General features: G+C 61.5%; 13 protein-coding genes and 2 pseudogenes. 4 read left to right on the top strand and 11 right to left on the bottom strand.

The features are described from left to right. The first annotated feature begins 104 nt into the window (after positions 1 to 104). Positions 105 to 1,328, top strand: a complete 1,224-nt coding sequence (locus OKW38_RS08945) for a sensor histidine kinase (RefSeq protein ID WP_244144795.1) — start codon at positions 105 to 107, stop codon at positions 1,326 to 1,328. 568 nt (positions 1,329 to 1,896) lie between these two features. Here the strand turns inward: OKW38_RS08945 and OKW38_RS08940 are convergent. Together OKW38_RS08940 and OKW38_RS08935 are read right to left on the bottom strand one after the other, a co-directional pair. Beyond that, entirely contained in the window at positions 1,897 to 2,862 is a 966-nt protein-coding gene (locus OKW38_RS08940) for a Tim44 domain-containing protein (protein ID WP_429359829.1), read from the bottom strand. Positions 2,863 to 2,944: 82 nt separating this feature from the next. Continuing rightward, positions 2,945 to 3,436, bottom strand: a complete 492-nt coding sequence (locus tag OKW38_RS08935; RefSeq protein WP_429332190.1) for a CBS domain-containing protein — start codon at positions 3,434 to 3,436, stop codon at positions 2,945 to 2,947. A gap of 147 nt (positions 3,437 to 3,583) precedes the next feature. Here OKW38_RS08935 and nhaR point away from each other — a divergent pair, with 147 nt between their 5' ends. After that, entirely contained in the window at positions 3,584 to 4,480 is an 897-nt protein-coding gene (gene nhaR / locus OKW38_RS08930; RefSeq protein ID WP_429361073.1) for a transcriptional activator NhaR, read from the top strand. Positions 4,481 to 5,157: 677 nt separating this feature from the next. Here nhaR and OKW38_RS08925 read toward each other — a convergent pair. From OKW38_RS08925 to OKW38_RS08915, 3 genes and pseudogenes are all read right to left on the bottom strand, one after another. Next, positions 5,158 to 5,508, bottom strand: coding sequence for an HPF/RaiA family ribosome-associated protein (locus tag OKW38_RS08925; protein WP_184066411.1), 351 nt, complete (start codon positions 5,506 to 5,508; stop codon positions 5,158 to 5,160). Between the two features lie 122 nt (positions 5,509 to 5,630). After that, positions 5,631 to 5,957 (bottom strand): annotated as a pseudogene (locus tag OKW38_RS08920) (LysR family transcriptional regulator); the annotation flags it as partial. A gap of 116 nt (positions 5,958 to 6,073) precedes the next feature. Further along, positions 6,074 to 7,051 carry a diguanylate cyclase domain-containing protein gene (locus OKW38_RS08915; protein WP_429361070.1) on the bottom strand — a complete coding sequence of 326 codons (978 nt, stop codon included), beginning with the start codon at positions 7,049 to 7,051 and terminating at the stop codon, positions 6,074 to 6,076. A gap of 79 nt (positions 7,052 to 7,130) precedes the next feature. Here OKW38_RS08915 and OKW38_RS08910 point away from each other — a divergent pair. Both OKW38_RS08910 and OKW38_RS08905 read left to right on the top strand, forming a co-directional pair. Beyond that, positions 7,131 to 7,256, top strand: a pseudogene (locus OKW38_RS08910) (IS30 family transposase); the annotation flags it as partial. A gap of 174 nt (positions 7,257 to 7,430) precedes the next feature. Then, positions 7,431 to 8,177, top strand: a complete 747-nt coding sequence (locus OKW38_RS08905) for an SDR family NAD(P)-dependent oxidoreductase (protein ID WP_429336563.1) — start codon at positions 7,431 to 7,433, stop codon at positions 8,175 to 8,177. Between the two features lie 185 nt (positions 8,178 to 8,362). Here OKW38_RS08905 and OKW38_RS08900 read toward each other — a convergent pair whose 3' ends face one another. The 6 genes from OKW38_RS08900 to OKW38_RS08875 all read right to left on the bottom strand — a co-directional run bounded on the left by OKW38_RS08900 (position 8,363) and on the right by OKW38_RS08875 (position 14,551). Further along, a complete protein-coding gene (locus tag OKW38_RS08900) occupies positions 8,363 to 9,550 on the bottom strand; it encodes a fumarylacetoacetate hydrolase family protein (RefSeq protein ID WP_429361068.1) in 1,188 nt (395 codons plus the stop codon). Positions 9,551 to 9,630: 80 nt separating this feature from the next. After that, positions 9,631 to 11,202: a UxaA family hydrolase gene (locus OKW38_RS08895; RefSeq protein WP_429361066.1), complete on the bottom strand. Its 1,572-nt coding sequence runs from the start codon at positions 11,200 to 11,202 to the stop codon at positions 9,631 to 9,633. 96 nt (positions 11,203 to 11,298) lie between these two features. Beyond that, positions 11,299 to 12,048, bottom strand: coding sequence for a hypothetical protein (locus OKW38_RS08890; RefSeq protein WP_429336566.1), 750 nt, complete (start codon positions 12,046 to 12,048; stop codon positions 11,299 to 11,301). Then, on the bottom strand, positions 12,023 to 12,916 hold the full coding sequence (locus tag OKW38_RS08885) for a fumarylacetoacetate hydrolase family protein (protein ID WP_429361064.1): 894 nt from the start codon (positions 12,914 to 12,916) through the stop codon (positions 12,023 to 12,025). The genes OKW38_RS08890 and OKW38_RS08885 overlap by 26 nt, the downstream gene beginning before the upstream one ends. A 13-nt stretch (positions 12,917 to 12,929) precedes the next feature. Further along, on the bottom strand, positions 12,930 to 13,742 hold the full coding sequence (locus OKW38_RS08880; protein WP_429361062.1) for a 2-keto-4-pentenoate hydratase: 813 nt from the start codon (positions 13,740 to 13,742) through the stop codon (positions 12,930 to 12,932). Then, a complete protein-coding gene (locus OKW38_RS08875) occupies positions 13,739 to 14,551 on the bottom strand; it encodes an IclR family transcriptional regulator (RefSeq protein WP_429361060.1) in 813 nt (270 codons plus the stop codon). The genes OKW38_RS08880 and OKW38_RS08875 overlap by 4 nt, the downstream gene beginning before the upstream one ends. Positions 14,552 to 14,625 lie beyond the last annotated feature (74 nt).

Genomic DNA, 14,625 nt, shown 5'->3' with positions numbered 1-14,625 from the left:
GTGACAGCTAACGCCTACCACAACCGAAACCTGGCGGTAGGTGACCTATGATTGAGCCATCGAGGTGCGGCACTTGCACTCCCTAATCCGAAGGAGCGAGAACCGTGATCAAGGAGGCGACCAGATCCCGCGTTCATCAGGTCACAGAAATCATCGGGCGCGAGCCCCATTCTTTTGGTGGAGCGAGAACAAAATGGGGCCCGCTTCAGGGTCTCTCCCCTGCACGGGCCAAGACCCTGGTCTGCGTATTAACCATGCTCATCTTTGGCTTGGACTACTACTCGCCAGGCGACATCAATCCTGCGGTTTTCTATGTATGTGTAATTGTGGCCCTGGCCTGGACTCGGTCCGCTCGATGGTTGTGGGGCGGTACTGCGGTCACGGCGGTGCTGACGGTGGTCGGTTTTTCTGCGGGAAACACACCGGTAGGGCACCCAAATTTCGACTGGATTGACTGGACTAACCGCTGTATCACCGTCAGCGTGCTAATAGTGACCGCAGGCTTTGTTCACATTGGAGTCGGCCTGAGCAAGAAATTGGAAGCGCGTGAAGCGCTGCTCGCGGAAGTCGCCGCCCGCGAGCGTGCCGAGGCAGCGCTTAGGGACGTGCAGGCGGACTTTGCACATGCCGCGCGCGTCTCGACGCTGGGCGAACTGACCGCCTCAATCGCCCACGAGCTGAAGCAGCCGCTCGCCGCTATCAGCACGAATAACGAAGCTGGTCGAAACTGGATAGACCGGCAAGTGCCCAACATAGAGGAGGCGCTCGAAGCGAGCGCGCGCATCGCAGCCGACGTGCGGCGTTGTGCGGACATCATTGTCCGCATTCGCGAGATGGCGGTCCGGCGAGTGCCCGAGCACAAGCTGGTGTCGCTTGACGAGCTCATCGATGAAGCCCTCGTGTTTCTACGACCTGAAGTCCAGTCACGCGGCGTCACGGTATCGCACCAGTTCGCTTTGGGAGGGTTGAAGGTGCTCGCTGACCGCATTCAGCTCCAACAAGTAATCGTCAACCTCCTCGTCAACGCCATGCAGGCGATGGAGCAAGCGGGAAGCCCGGAGCGCAAGATCACCATCAGGACCACCGTGCGGGATGCCTCCATCGTGTGCTGCGCTATCGAGGACAGCGGGCCCGGCATCGCCCCCGAGCACGTCGACCGCCTCTTCGAGAGCTTCTTCACGACCAAGGAAAACGGCATGGGCTTAGGCTTGCCCATTTGCCGCTCGATCCTCGAATCCCACTACGGGCGCATCGCGGCGGACAACGCGTCCGCCCATGGCGGTGCTCGCTTCTACTTCACGATTCCGGCGGCCACCGCCATCGGCTAAGCGGCCGACGCGGCTTCGGTTCGCGTCGCCCCGATGGAGTACTTCTGTGCGCGCGGCGGTAACTCATCGCGGCGCAGTGTCGCCGTTATCCCGAGCCGACTGCTAGAGTCGCCCCATCGGGAGCTTGTGGAATCGATCGATCAACCGGGCGCTGAGATGTCTCCTGCTCCCGGAAACGAAGAGGTCGCAGATAGGCTCGACGTACGCGGGCCGTTTGGGCGTGCTTCGGTGCTTCGGCGCTGGCAGTTGCGCTCTTTCCGCGCTCGGACAGAGCGCATCGGTACCGCATCCACCCTCGTGATGTCCATGCGATTGATCGATTGATCAACGGACCCAGGTAGGCCGCTTCCTAGGTGGAGCGGCCGTTTGAGTGTCCATTTGTTGGTGCGGGCGAACGGCCGGAGATGGCCGACTATCGCCTCATGCGCCCAGCGTTTGCCGCTCCGCAAGTGGCGCTCGACTTTCTCACGCACGGTCGCTGGCGAAAGGTTGGTCTCAGGTAGTTCCGCGGCACGCACGACCCTCACGAGTAACCGGCAGCAGGCCGCTGCCGGTTTCAACTACGCTCTCATCCGTCAATTTGCTGAATGCCGGCCAGTCGCCACGCCTGGTTGCCACGTGCGTCGCTGACCATGTTCCAGACTTCCTGGAACGGCTGGGCAGTCGGCGCATCGTCTTCCCGCATTTGACCGTAAAAGCGAACGCTAACCAGCGTTTCATCCGCATTGCGTTCTGTGCCAAGCACTTCCGCGTCAAGTTGCGTGACTTCCGTATGACTCACCTGGCGACCCCGAGCTTCGAGGTCCCGCTTGATTTGCGCGAACATCTCCGGCGTCGTCAATTCGAACAGGTCACCCTGCTCGTTCCGGTCCCATGCGCCTTGAAGGCGCATGAACAAGGTCTTTGCCGATACAAGAAACGCCGCCTGATCTTGCTCGAGTGGTAGTCCCGTTGTCCTCTCCGTGTCCGCTGCTCCCGTCGAACCCATCGCCGCGTTCGGCCTGCCCCGCAAGTTCGCTTCAGGCCGCGCTTGCGGGATCTGATTCAGAAACCGTGAGCCGTTCGTTTGCTGGCGGTTCACGGGACCGTGTCCATAGGCAAGATCCGGACGACGCCGGTTGGCGATAAAGCGGAATAGCATCACGCCGGCGAAAATCACCGCCCCGATCAGCAACGCATTCGACAGCATCTGCGCCAGCCCTTCGCCCAGGCCAAACGACGACAGTAATGCTGCAATCCCAAGGCCCGCAGCGAGACCAGCCAGCGGGCCCATCCAGCGGTTACCCGCTGCCGCAGCAGGCGCCTGCGCGGCCTGTTGTGCCGGCTGTGCCTGTTGGCTTCGCTGCGCTTGTCCAGACGGCGACGCCGTCTGCGACTGCCGCCCGATGCTTTGACTCCCGCCTACGCGCTTCGCCTCGGCGTCGTTCGACGCCACGGCGCCCAGCGCCAGCAGTCCCGCCAGACCGAGCGCGGCCGTCCCGCGCGTGACTGCACCGGCAGCACGTCGTAATTTGTTGATGATTTGCGTGTACATAAAAACCTCTTTCGATGAGTCGCGAAACTGCCCGCAACGCGCTCCATTTGCGCGCGCAAATACATTACGAACAGTAATATTTTTAGCTACGCAAGCTCGCCGCTGGTTGTGCCTTCGATCCATCAAAAGCGGCGTGAAAACCGTTGCCGTGGATGTAGTGCTCCAGTTGCCGGATGGTGTGTTCCTGCTCGGAAATCAGGTTCTTGATCAGGTCGCCGATCGACACCATTCCTGTCACCTGCCCTGCGCTGATCACAGGCAGATGGCGAATCTGATGTTCTGTCATGATCGCCATGCACTCGTCCGTCGTCTGCTCCGGACTGACATAACGCACCGCCGTCGACATGATGTCGCGCACAGGCGTATTCGTTGACGAGCGTTCCATCAGAACGATCTTCCGGGCGTAATCGCGCTCCGTCACGATGCCGGCTATGCGCCCGTCGTGCGCGGCGATGAGCGCTCCAACCTCCCTGTGAGCCATGATCGATATCGCGTCGTAAACCGAAGCGGATGCCTCGATCGACCACACTGTCCGGGAAGCTTTCGCACGCAGCAATTCTGCAACCGATGCCATATGTCACCTCTGTCAACTGTCATGAAACGCCCGCCGACGCTTCGGGGCGAGGTTTCAATCTAACTGAGCTCATGCCAACATAAAATTCGTATTTTTATTGTTGATACTTCGAGAAAAACGTATCTTTCCGTAATCGGTGGAGGGTTCGTGAATTTCAAGCATCTCTATTACTTCTGGGTCGCGGCTCGCGCGGGCGGCATCGTGCGCGCGGGCGAGCAGTTGCACATCACGCCGCAAACGCTCAGTGGCCAGATCAAGCTTCTCGAAGAGGCGCTGGATAAGAAGCTGTTCAGGAAAACCGGCCGCACGCTCGAACTGACCGATGCCGGGCGCCTCGCGCTCGATTACGCCGACGAGATATTTTCGTTAGGTTCGGAACTCGAAAGCGCTGTGCGGCGCGAAAGCGAAGCCGGTGCGCAAACGCGGTTTCGCGTCGGGATCGCGGATTCGGTCCCCAAGGCGATTGCGTACCGGCTGCTGGAACCCGCGCTGAGCGCGTCGGCGTCGCTGCGCATGATCTGTCACGAAGGCAAACTGCACGCGCTGCTCGCGCAACTGGCCGTGCACCGCCTCGATCTGATCATCGCGGACGCCCCCATTCCCGTCGACGTCAACATCAAGGCGTTCAATCACCGCCTCGGACGTTCGACGCTAAGCTGCTTCGGAACCCAGGCGTTGATTCAAGGCAGCAAAAAACGCTTCCCGATGTCGCTCGACAAGCTGCCTGTGCTACTGCCCGGCACGGAATCCGCCGTGCGGCGCAAGCTGGATCACTGGCTCGCCTCGCACGCCATTTCGCCGCGCATCGTCGGCGAGTTCGACGACGGAGCGATGACCATGGCATTCGGCCGCGAAGGCCGCGGCCTGCTGTTCGCGCCAACCGTGCTCGAAAGCCAGTTGCAGACAGAGCACAACCTGACGATAGTCGGGCAGATCAATTCGATCGTCGAGGAATTTTTTGCAATCTCTATCGAGCGCCACGTCAGCCACCCGGCTGTGGCGATGATCATGGACGCGGCGCGTAGCGAACTGTTCAACGTTTAGCGGGGCCGTTTCCGATGTGAACGCGACGTTCGAATGTCCTCGTGAGAGCACGTGCCGGTGGGTGGCGATGGCCGCACCCGGCCGGATGGCCACGCACTCGCATGAGCACCACGAATTGAGCAGCGGCGATAAATGAACAGGCTCCAGCAAAACGGTGGCGTTGGTATCAGGCGGAATGCCAGCAGGCGGAACCCGACTAAGGCGCCGGCGTCGTCCGCGATACAGCTGCGCTGACGATGATCGCAATGCGATAGTTCCATTGGGCCGATCGCGCCTTGCGAGCCGAGAAATGGAACCGTGCAAAGGTCGCCAAGCGACCCTTTTATGTCATTCGACAACAGCTCTTGCCACCGTCTCTTCCTGAAGTACTGCGGTCGTTCGTTCACTACTTTACCAACGGATGTTGGCGGAAAGCCGGCAGTACGCTGTTTCGCGGGTATTGACTGCAGTCGCACAATCGATCTCGCCTTTATCGCGGCGACGTCCCGGCAATTCGTCGCCGCGTTCGCCGGTTGCAACCGACTGAGGGGCCCGATATGGCAATGCCAGGAAGCGAATTACCCGGCGGCCGCCAAGCTTCGGTAATAGGTAGCGCCCAGCGGTGCGTTGCTATCCGAGCCTTCCAGAACGAATCGAGCGGCATTGTCTTAGGGGCAGTCCGCTAGGCCTTGTCGCGCCTAGAGGCCGCTACCCCGGTAAACGGCATCAAAATCACGGGGACCCCGAGTCGCAATGCGCGCCTGCTGCCTGCGGATGATCGAACGCGCCGCGCGGGCCAGCGCGAGATCGAGTGCGCCGCGCCAGTCTCTTGCGATCGAGGTCACGACGACAGGCGTCGCATCGGGCGTCTGCACCTGCACCTGGCAGCGTTTGTCGAGTCCGCCGCGCGGGCCGTTGATGTCCGACATGCTGACGGTCGCCTTCGAAATCAGCCAGTCCATGCGGCGAAAAACGAACCGGATGCGTTGGCGCGCGAAGCTGCGCAGACGGACGGCTTCACGGTCGCGGGACTTGAACAGGACTTGCATGAGACACCTCCTTCGTGGGTACGGCTCAAGAGTACGGTGAGAAGGCGTCGAGGAAAAAGCAGAAATAACGGAAATGCAGCTTCGGAAAAACCGAACCTTCTTTTTCGTGATCACGAACGCGCTCACGCATGCGCCGCACTCAACACCTTTTGCGTCGAAGGATGATGCCGCCCGCGCCGCGACACGATTGCGTGTATTTCCTCCTTCACTTCCGGCGAGCGGCCGAGCCAGCGCAAGCCGTGATGCATGGGATCGTTGCGCTCGGCGCCTAACGCCGCGAGCGCAAACACGCCCATGCCGCGCGACGCGAGGCATTGCGGAAAATGATCGACATGCGTTTTTTGCACCACGGCGGCCGGCCCGTACCAGTCGATCGGCGAAGCGATCAGGCGCTCGCTGGATAGACGCAGATTCGAGTTGTGCGGCGCGGGCTGGCTGGACAGCACGAGCAGGGCACCGCGGGGAACCCGGTCCGCTTACGCGCCGGCACCCGTCTCATCGAAGAATGAGGTTTTGTCCGTCCCGTTCGCTTTGGCGCGATACATCGCGCTATCGGCCTGGCGCATCAGGGCGTGTACATCAAGACGTTCGTCCGCGCTATTGGTACCGAGCATGCGCACGCCAATGCTGGCCGATACGGCGACGGATGACCGCCGATCTCTCGAAGCCCATGAAGGATGTCGTGAATACCGTCGGCAATCGCGCGCGCGCCGACCTTGCCATGCACATGGCGGGCGAGCACCGCGAACTCGTCGCCTCCCAGGCGGGCAACCGTATCGCCGCGGCGAATGCGTGTCTGCAGACCGTTGGCGAAGCACTGCAACAGTTCATCACCCACCGCATGCCCATAAGCGTCATTGACGTACTTGAAGCCGTCGAGATCGATGAACAGCAAGACAGACTGTCCTTTATCGTCGTCTCGCGCCGCAGTCGCTTTAGCGATCGCCTGCTCGAGGCGAGTGCGGTTGCTGAGTCCTGTCAGAGGGTCCGTCGCAGCCTGCCGTTCGAGCCGATGCACGAGGGCCATCAAGTACACGGAAGTCGCCGCGATGCTGAGCATGATGCCCAATCCCACCGCGAGGTTTTCTCTCCACCACGGCTCGACGTGCATCAAAATCACGACGCCTGCAAGCGCAACTGCACATGAAAGTAGCAACGGCCGCTTGCCGTGGCGGCAACCGGCACCCACAAGGAACCAGAACACGACCCAGAGCAAGGGCAGCGCCACGCGCCCGCCGAGCGCCAAGGCAGTCATGACAAGCGCCTGGTCTGCAATGGTGGTGACCGTCAATCGAAGGCGCGGCCGAACTGTCGCGGCGGTCGCGGCTACGTATGTCGCCACGCCGAATACAACGTATGCGAAAACCACGCCCAGAGTGTCATACGCGGCGGCCGTGCGTTGGAGCGCGGCGACGGCGATATAGCCGATCAACACGACCGTGCCCAGGCATATCCGGAGGAGCGCCTGCTCCTTCTCAGGTTGTCCGCGAAAGACACCTAGAAACGTTTGCTCATGCCAACGCTGCGCGCCCGGCCGCTCCATGCCGTGTACCCCGTCAATATTGTCTTTTGCAGAGCGGGCATTCTATCGCTTTTGCCGGCGACCAATGCTTCTTGCCGCTCTCTCCGTCTACTCACAGGCCCGGCTTAATGCAGTAGCAAGGCGGCTCAATGAACGCCCTCGGAAAACACTAAACTTCGACGCACCAGCTGAGCGATTTCATCAAACTGTTGCATCGACCGGTTGAATCCGCAAGCCAGAACGGCCGAAAGATCGATGAAAGCAAGAGGGCGACTTTCCGGCGAAGACGCTTTGAAGGGGGCAAACTAGGATGCTTTCCGGCAACGCCTCGCTCGGCGACACCACGCCTCGCAGACGAGGCCGCAACCGGTTCTGCCCCCCGCAACTGAGGAGTTCCACGATGCCAGCTCATTCGCTCAACTTAAACGATCGTGTCGCCTTGGTGACCGGCGGCTCGCGCGGAATCGGACGCGCCATTTCGATCGCGCTTGCCTCAGCCGGCGCAGCAGTCGCCGTCAACTATCGGCAACGCGAGAACGACGCGGCCGACGTCGTCGCGGAAATCGAACGCGCCGGAGGCCGCGCGATAGCGGTATGCGCCGACGTATCGGTCGGAGACGACGTCGAAGCGATGATCGTCGAGGTGGAAAACCGCCTCGGCCTGATCGACGTGCTCGTGAACAACGCGGGCACCGCGACGATCGTCGACATCGATGATCTTGTGGAAGCGGAGTTCGATCGAACGCTCGCCGTCAATCTGAAATCGGCGTTTCTCTGCACGCAGGCAGTGCTGCCCGGCATGCGCGCGAGGCGCTGGGGCCGCATCGTCAACGTCTCGTCGGCCGCCGCCCGCGGCCCCGGCTTGGTTGGCGTTCACTACAACGCATCGAAAGCCGGGCTCGAAGGCTTGACGCGCGGCTATGCTGCACGGCTCGCCCGCGAAGGGATCACCGTCAACGCCGTTGCACCGGGACCGATCGACACCGAAATGGCTGGACCGCTTAAGGCGTCCAACGTCGCAGAAAGGCTGCCCGTCGGGCGCTTGGGCGAAGCGAGCGAGGTCGCGGAGGTCGTGCTGATGGTCGTCGGCAACGCATTCATCACGGGCCAAACGATCCCCGTCAACGGAGGCGCAAGCTTCATATAGATCCTTGGCCGCATCGCGCGCGGGCAAGATCCGATATGGGCACCGCTTGGACCACGCAGCCGCAACGGTCCAGTTTGAGGATGCGTTTAAAGCAGGTTGCTTGAAGTGACGCGACAACTGCGTTGACAGCCTCCGGTCCGCTGATAGTCAATGAAATATCAACGGACCCACGGGCAATGGAGCGACTACGACTCCGCTTTCCCGGTATGCCCACGAAGAATGCTGGCGAGCAGTGCGCCGACCCCAAACTTCCAGGGCGCAATGCGATGCGAATGGTTGACCGTGTTGATGAGCGCACCGAATCGCGGGCTCGATATCGTCACCGTATCGCCGATCTGATGCGTGAATCCTTGCCCTGGCACGCTACGATCCGCGGTCGGTGCAAACAACGTCCCGAGATACAGCATCATTCCGTCCGGGTATTGATGGTGAGAGCCCATCGCTTGCGCAACGAGTTCTGTCGGGTCCCGGCTGATGCGTTTCATGGAGCTCGCCCCTGTCAGAACATATCCATCTGTTCCTTCTACGCGTAGCGAAAGCTCCGCAGCCCGAACATCATCGAGACCGAATCTACTGTCGAAGAGGCGAATGAACGGGCCAATCGAAGCTGACGCGTTGTTGTCCTTCGCCTTACCGAGCAGCAGCGCACTCCGGCCTTCGAAATCCCGGAGATTGACGTCGTTCCCAAGCGCGGCGCCGACGATTTCCGCCCGGCTGGTCACCGCCAGCACGATTTCAGGCTCCGGGTTATTCCACTGCGAATTTTCATGAATTCCGATTTCGCTGCCGGTACCGACAACGGACATGGGCTGCGCTTTCGTGAAAATTTCCGCATCGGGACCGATGCCGACTTCCAGATACTGCGACCACATTCCTTCCTGAATAAGTACGTGGCGCACCGCTTCGGCTTCGGCAGACCCCGGGCGAACGCTTGCGAGCCGATCGCCCAGTACTGACATGACACGCGCGCGCACTTCGTCGGCCCGGCTCGCGTCGCCTCCCGAGCGCTCCTCGATCACCCGCTCCAGAAGGCTTTCGACGAACGTCACACCGCTCGCCTTGACCGCCTGAAGGTCACATGGCGCGATGAGCCAAGGAGTCGACGGATCGCGCCGATCGAAGGCGGAATTGGCAAGAACCAGGTCCAGTGTCGCAAGTCTCGGCAGGTTCGCAGCGGCCTCCTTCAGCCGAAGGCCGATTCCTGGCTGCTCAAGCAGCGTGCTGGTCGTCAGCGCGAACGACGACACATCCACCAGTTCGCCACCGATAACGGCAACAGGACACGGCGCGCCGATATCGGGGCACCACGCGCGCCCCACGAGCACCCCCTGCTCCAGATCGTCAGGCAACGCGGATCGGTCATTCAATGGCATCTAATCTTTTTCCAACCTGGTATGGGTTATTGCTGAGCATCAGTGCGGTGCACGCTCTACTTGTGCCGGACAACAGCGGCTCACATGATTGCGCTGATTTGCCAAGGCACGAATTCGTTTTGCCCGTAACCGTGCTGCTCGCTACGACAGCGTTTCCCGGAGGCCACGTCGAGCAGCAGTTGGAACAGCACTGCGCCAAGTTGCTCGATCGTTGTGCTGCCTTCCAGCACTTCTCCGCAGTTCAGGTCCATATCGTCGGACTGACGTTGCCACAGCGCGGTGTTTGTCGCGAGCTTTACCGATGGCGAGGGCGCACAGCCGTAAGCCGAACCGCGTCCCGTCGTAAAGCAGATCAGGTTCGCACCGCCGGCAACCTGGCCGGTCGCCGACACCGGATCGTAGCCAGGCGTGTCCATGAACACGAGACCGCGCGCCCTAACCGGCTGGGCGTATTCGTACACCTCGACCAGGTTCGTGGAGCCTGCCTTTGCGATGCCGCCCAACGATTTCTCGAGGACGGTCGTCAAACCGCCGGCCTTATTGCCCGCCGACGGATTGTTGTTGATCTGCGCCCCTTGCCGCTGCGCGTATGCTTCCCACCACCTGATGCGATCGACCAGTTTCTGTCCCACTTGGGGCGTTACCGCGCGGCGGGTCAATAAGTGCTCGGCGCCATAAATCTCCGGCGTCTCCGAGAGAATCGCGGTACCGCCGCGCCGCACGAGCAAATCGACGGCTGCACCCAGCACAGGATTGGCCGTGACGCCCGAATATCCGTCCGACCCACCGCATTGAAGGCCAATGGTGAGATGACTTGCCGAAACCGTTTCCCGCTTAACGTCATTCGCGTCGGGCAACATCTGCCGAACCAGTTCGATACCTTTTGCAATAGTCAGGGTCGTGCCACCGGTGTCCTGAATCGTGAAGGTTCGCAAGCGGTCGTGTTCCCTGAGCCCTTGGGTTTCGAGCAGCCGCGAAATCTGATTCGTTTCACAGCCCAGGCCGATAACCAGCACGCCCGCGAAGTTGGGATGGCACGCATAGCCGCCAAGTGTGCGCTGGAGGATCGCGAGGCCGTCGCCTTCGGAGTCAATAGCGCAACCCGAACCATGGGTGAGCGCGACGACGCCATCGACGTTCGGAAACGCGGCCAACGCTTCAGGATGAATGTCACGGCGGAAATAGTCGGAAATGGCTCGCGCGACCGTGGCGGAGCAGTTCACCGAGGTAAGGATGCCGATGTAATTGCGCGTTGCCACACGGCCGTCTTCACGCACAATGCCGCGAAATGTCGCCGATTCAGTTGACGGGACAGTGGCACGTACGCCCTGACTGAACGCGTAGTCACGGGCGAATTCGCCCATCGCGAGATTATGGGTGTGAACGTGCTGCCCCGCGCGGATCGGCTGACTCGCAAAGCCGATGATCTGGCCATAACGGTGCACCGCTTCACCTTCACCGATGTCGCGTGTCGCCACTTTGTGACCGGGCGGGATCAATCCCGAGACCGTCACCGCTTCCTCATCCAGCACCGTGCCGGACATGAGCTGATCGAGGGCGATGACGACATCGTCAACGGGGTTGAGTCGAATGACGCGAACCGGTCTGACCGCGGTCGATGCGACGGACTTGCTCGCAACAGGGGACGACATGGAACTACTCCTTCGTTTCTCAATGCGTAACGACAGTTTCAGGGCCGGCTGCGCGGCGTCGCGTGACGCGGGTTGCAGCCGTGTTCAAACGACGTTTCAGCCAGCGCTCCACGGCGTCTTGCAGCGCGTGTACTCGAGTTGATAGAGCGTGGAGTCCGGCGCAACCGCAGCGGCCCCTGGCAAAGCAGTGAGCCCGGCAAGGAAAGCGTCCACTGTTGTGCGGACGTAGTCGGCACGGCATCCTTCGATCATCACGATCCATGTCGGCACCTGGGTGCCTTCCGAACGCGCCTTCTTCTCAGCAGTTTCGACCTTGCTGACGGCCTCATCGGCCAGACACAGGTGCACGCCCGTGGTCCCGGGCCGGTCGGCGAGCGGCGGCAAGACCCGTTGACGCAATCCCTTCACGACATCGGCCCGCGCCGCGGAAGGCACGTCGAAGCGCACCGTCATGAGACTGGCGCCCTGGCCCACACCGTCGGAATACGCCACATGGCAGATCGAGCGGGCCACGCTGCGAAACGAGGCGACGACCTGCTTCGTCCACGGCGTCGGCGAATTGAGCCGAAGCAGGTAGTCCTGCGCGCCGAGCACCTCCACGGTGTCGGCTTCATACAGATTGAAGTACTCGGGGCCCGCATCCAGCGCAATGTAGCGCCGCCCGCGCCTGAACCCCGGAATTCCGGCGCGTTCCGGCATGTGCTCGCGGTTGTGCCACTCGTAGAATTCATCTTTCGCTTCCGGCAGCAGGTCATGCCAGATTGCGACGACGCCCGTTCCAGCAAGGCTCATATCTCCTCCTTCTACAGATCGAATCGTTTTATCGTGCCAACGGATATTCGCCACGGCCCCATGCCGTGCCAAGCGAATCCGCATACCGCACCACCTTCTGGCTCTGCTCGCCGAGTCCGCTGCCGCCGAGGGTCACGGTGTCGCCCGCTTTCAGAAAGACGGGCGGCTTCTGACCGAGGCCGACACCGGGAGGCGTCCCGGTAATAATGACGTCGCCAGCCATCAGTGGCATGAAGCGGCTGAGATACGCCACGATATGCGCGACGTTAAAGATCATCGTGCGTGTGTTGCCCGTCTGACGACGTGTGCCGTTGACGTCGAGCCACAGGTCGAGCACCTGCGGGTCGGGCACTTCATCACGCGTTACGAGCCACGGGCCGAGCGGCGCAAAAGAGAAGCCGCTTTTGCCCTTGGTCCACTGGCCTTCGCGTTCGAGCTGATACGCGCGTTCGGAAACGTCATTGGCAAGGCAGTAACCCGCCACATGATCGAGCGCGGTGGCTTCGTCGATCTGCCAGGCGGGTTTGCCGATCACCACGCCCAGTTCGACCTCCCAATCCAGCTTTTGCGCGTCTGCCGGCAAGATGACCGGATCGTTCGGACCGCTGATCGACCCCGTATGCTTGTTGAACACGACAGGTTCCCGCGGAATCGGCGTATCGGTTTCGGCGGCATGGTCGGTGTAGTTCAGACCAATGCACACGAGGTTACGGACATTGCCGATACAGGGGCCCAGGCGCGTGCCCGCTTCCACGACGGGCAGGCGATTCAGATCGAGTTCGCTCAGCTTCGCAAGGGCCGCAGGCGAAACAGTCGTTCCGTCGATGTCGTCGACGACACCGGTCAGATCGCGGATCACGCCGCTCGAATCGATGACACCGGGATGCTCCTGACCAGGCTGGCCGAAACGGACGAGACGCATTTGAAGACTCCTATCAAGACAAAAAAAGTATCGGCAACGTGCCGAGATCACCGAAGCCGATATGCAACTCACAGCCGATCGGCAACTCGAGCACGCCCGCGTAAGAGCCCGTGATCACCGCCTGGCCGGCATGCAATCCAAGGCCGCGGACGCGGAGAAAATTGACGAGCCACACGATCGGCGCGAGCACGCTGCGATCAGGGTGGCGTCCAGCAAAACTGACCATGTCGTGTCCGGCGCGAGTCACACTGACGGTGAATTCGACCGGGAGATCGGCCGGCGTCGCGCCATCGCGCAACTCAACGCGTGGCCCAATGACAAGACCGGCATTGAACAGACCGTCTGCCAGCAATTCAGGAAACGTCAGCGATTCCGGATGCGCATAGCGACTGCCCAGCAGTTCGAGCGCGAGGTGAACATTCCCGAGAGCGTCGAGCACCTCGGCTTCGCCATACGCTTCGCGCCGTGGCGGCAGATCGCGAGCCAGCAAACAGGCGAGTTCAGGCTCTGCCCTTACCAAGGAATGCCCAGGCATGGCGCGAATGCGGCATTGGGCGCCTCGATGAATGACGGCGTCGTAGATTGGCGCAGCGATAAGTTTGCCCGCCGGCGGCAGCGCACATTTCCACGCGCCAGCCTGCCGGCCGAACTGATCGCCCACCTGTTGCTGGATCGCGAAACCCTCGTCCAGATTCGCGGGCCGCAGCTCGATGGGAAGGCGCTCCACGAGCGTGCCTTGCCGGCGCGCCGCGACGAGGATACGTGCTGCCTGCTCATCCAGCGCGGTGAGTCGCCCGACAGCCTGATCTGCATCCGGCGTGCTCATGCCGCCCTACTCACATCCGCACAGACGCTCTGGCGCGGCCATACGGCACCCAGCTTCGCGGACGCTTGCTGCAATAGCGCGTAAAAGGCCTCGTAACGCTCCGGCTGAACCCGTGTGACCGGCCCGGCAATGCTCATGGTGCCGACCACCGCACCGTCAGGCCGTGCACGCACCAGCACCGCCAATGCGACGACACCCGGCTCGGCCTCTTCGACGACAAGGCCATAGCCACGCTGCCTGGTCCGCTCCAACTCCGGAATCAGCTGCTCGACGCTGGTAATGGCCTTCGGCGTCCATGCGCCCGCGGCGGACGCTTTTCCGAGTCCACCACGCAGGGCGTATTCGATCGCCTGGCCGTTCGGCATTCCAGCCAGCCACGCCTTGCCAACCGATGTGGCATGCAAGACGATGGGACTATGCATGGACGGCGAATACATCAGGCCCGGTGCCGCGCCCTGGGACGCTGCCAGCCACGCGAGTGTTCCTTCGTTGACCACCGTCAGCCGGACCAGCTCGCGGCACTGACCCGCGACCTCATCGAGGATCGGCTGCACCAGACCCGGCAGACCAAGCCCATGCAGGTACCGCTGACCGAGCAGGGACAGCTTCAAGGTCAGACGGTACTGGGAGGTCTGTTCATCCTGTTCCGCCCAGCCCTGCTCGCACAGTTGCGCGAGTACGCGGTGGGCGGGGCCCTTCTCCAGCCCGAGTTCGGCGGCGATATCGGAGATGCGCATCCAGCGCGCCTCACGTGCGAGCAACTCGATCGCCTGTAGCGACCGGTCAACTGCTCCCTTGACAACTCTCATAATTGACGTAACATGATTCTTAATGGAACGGTGTTACAACAATAGACAAACAGCACCGGAAAGTCAATCACGAT

The sequence above is a fragment of the Paraburkholderia sp. MM5496-R1 genome (genome assembly GCF_050436205.1).
GTDB lineage: Bacteria > Pseudomonadota > Gammaproteobacteria > Burkholderiales > Burkholderiaceae > Paraburkholderia > Paraburkholderia tuberum.
The sequence above is the reverse complement of the archived record's forward strand: the minus strand, read 5'-3'. Positions and strand labels throughout refer to the sequence as shown.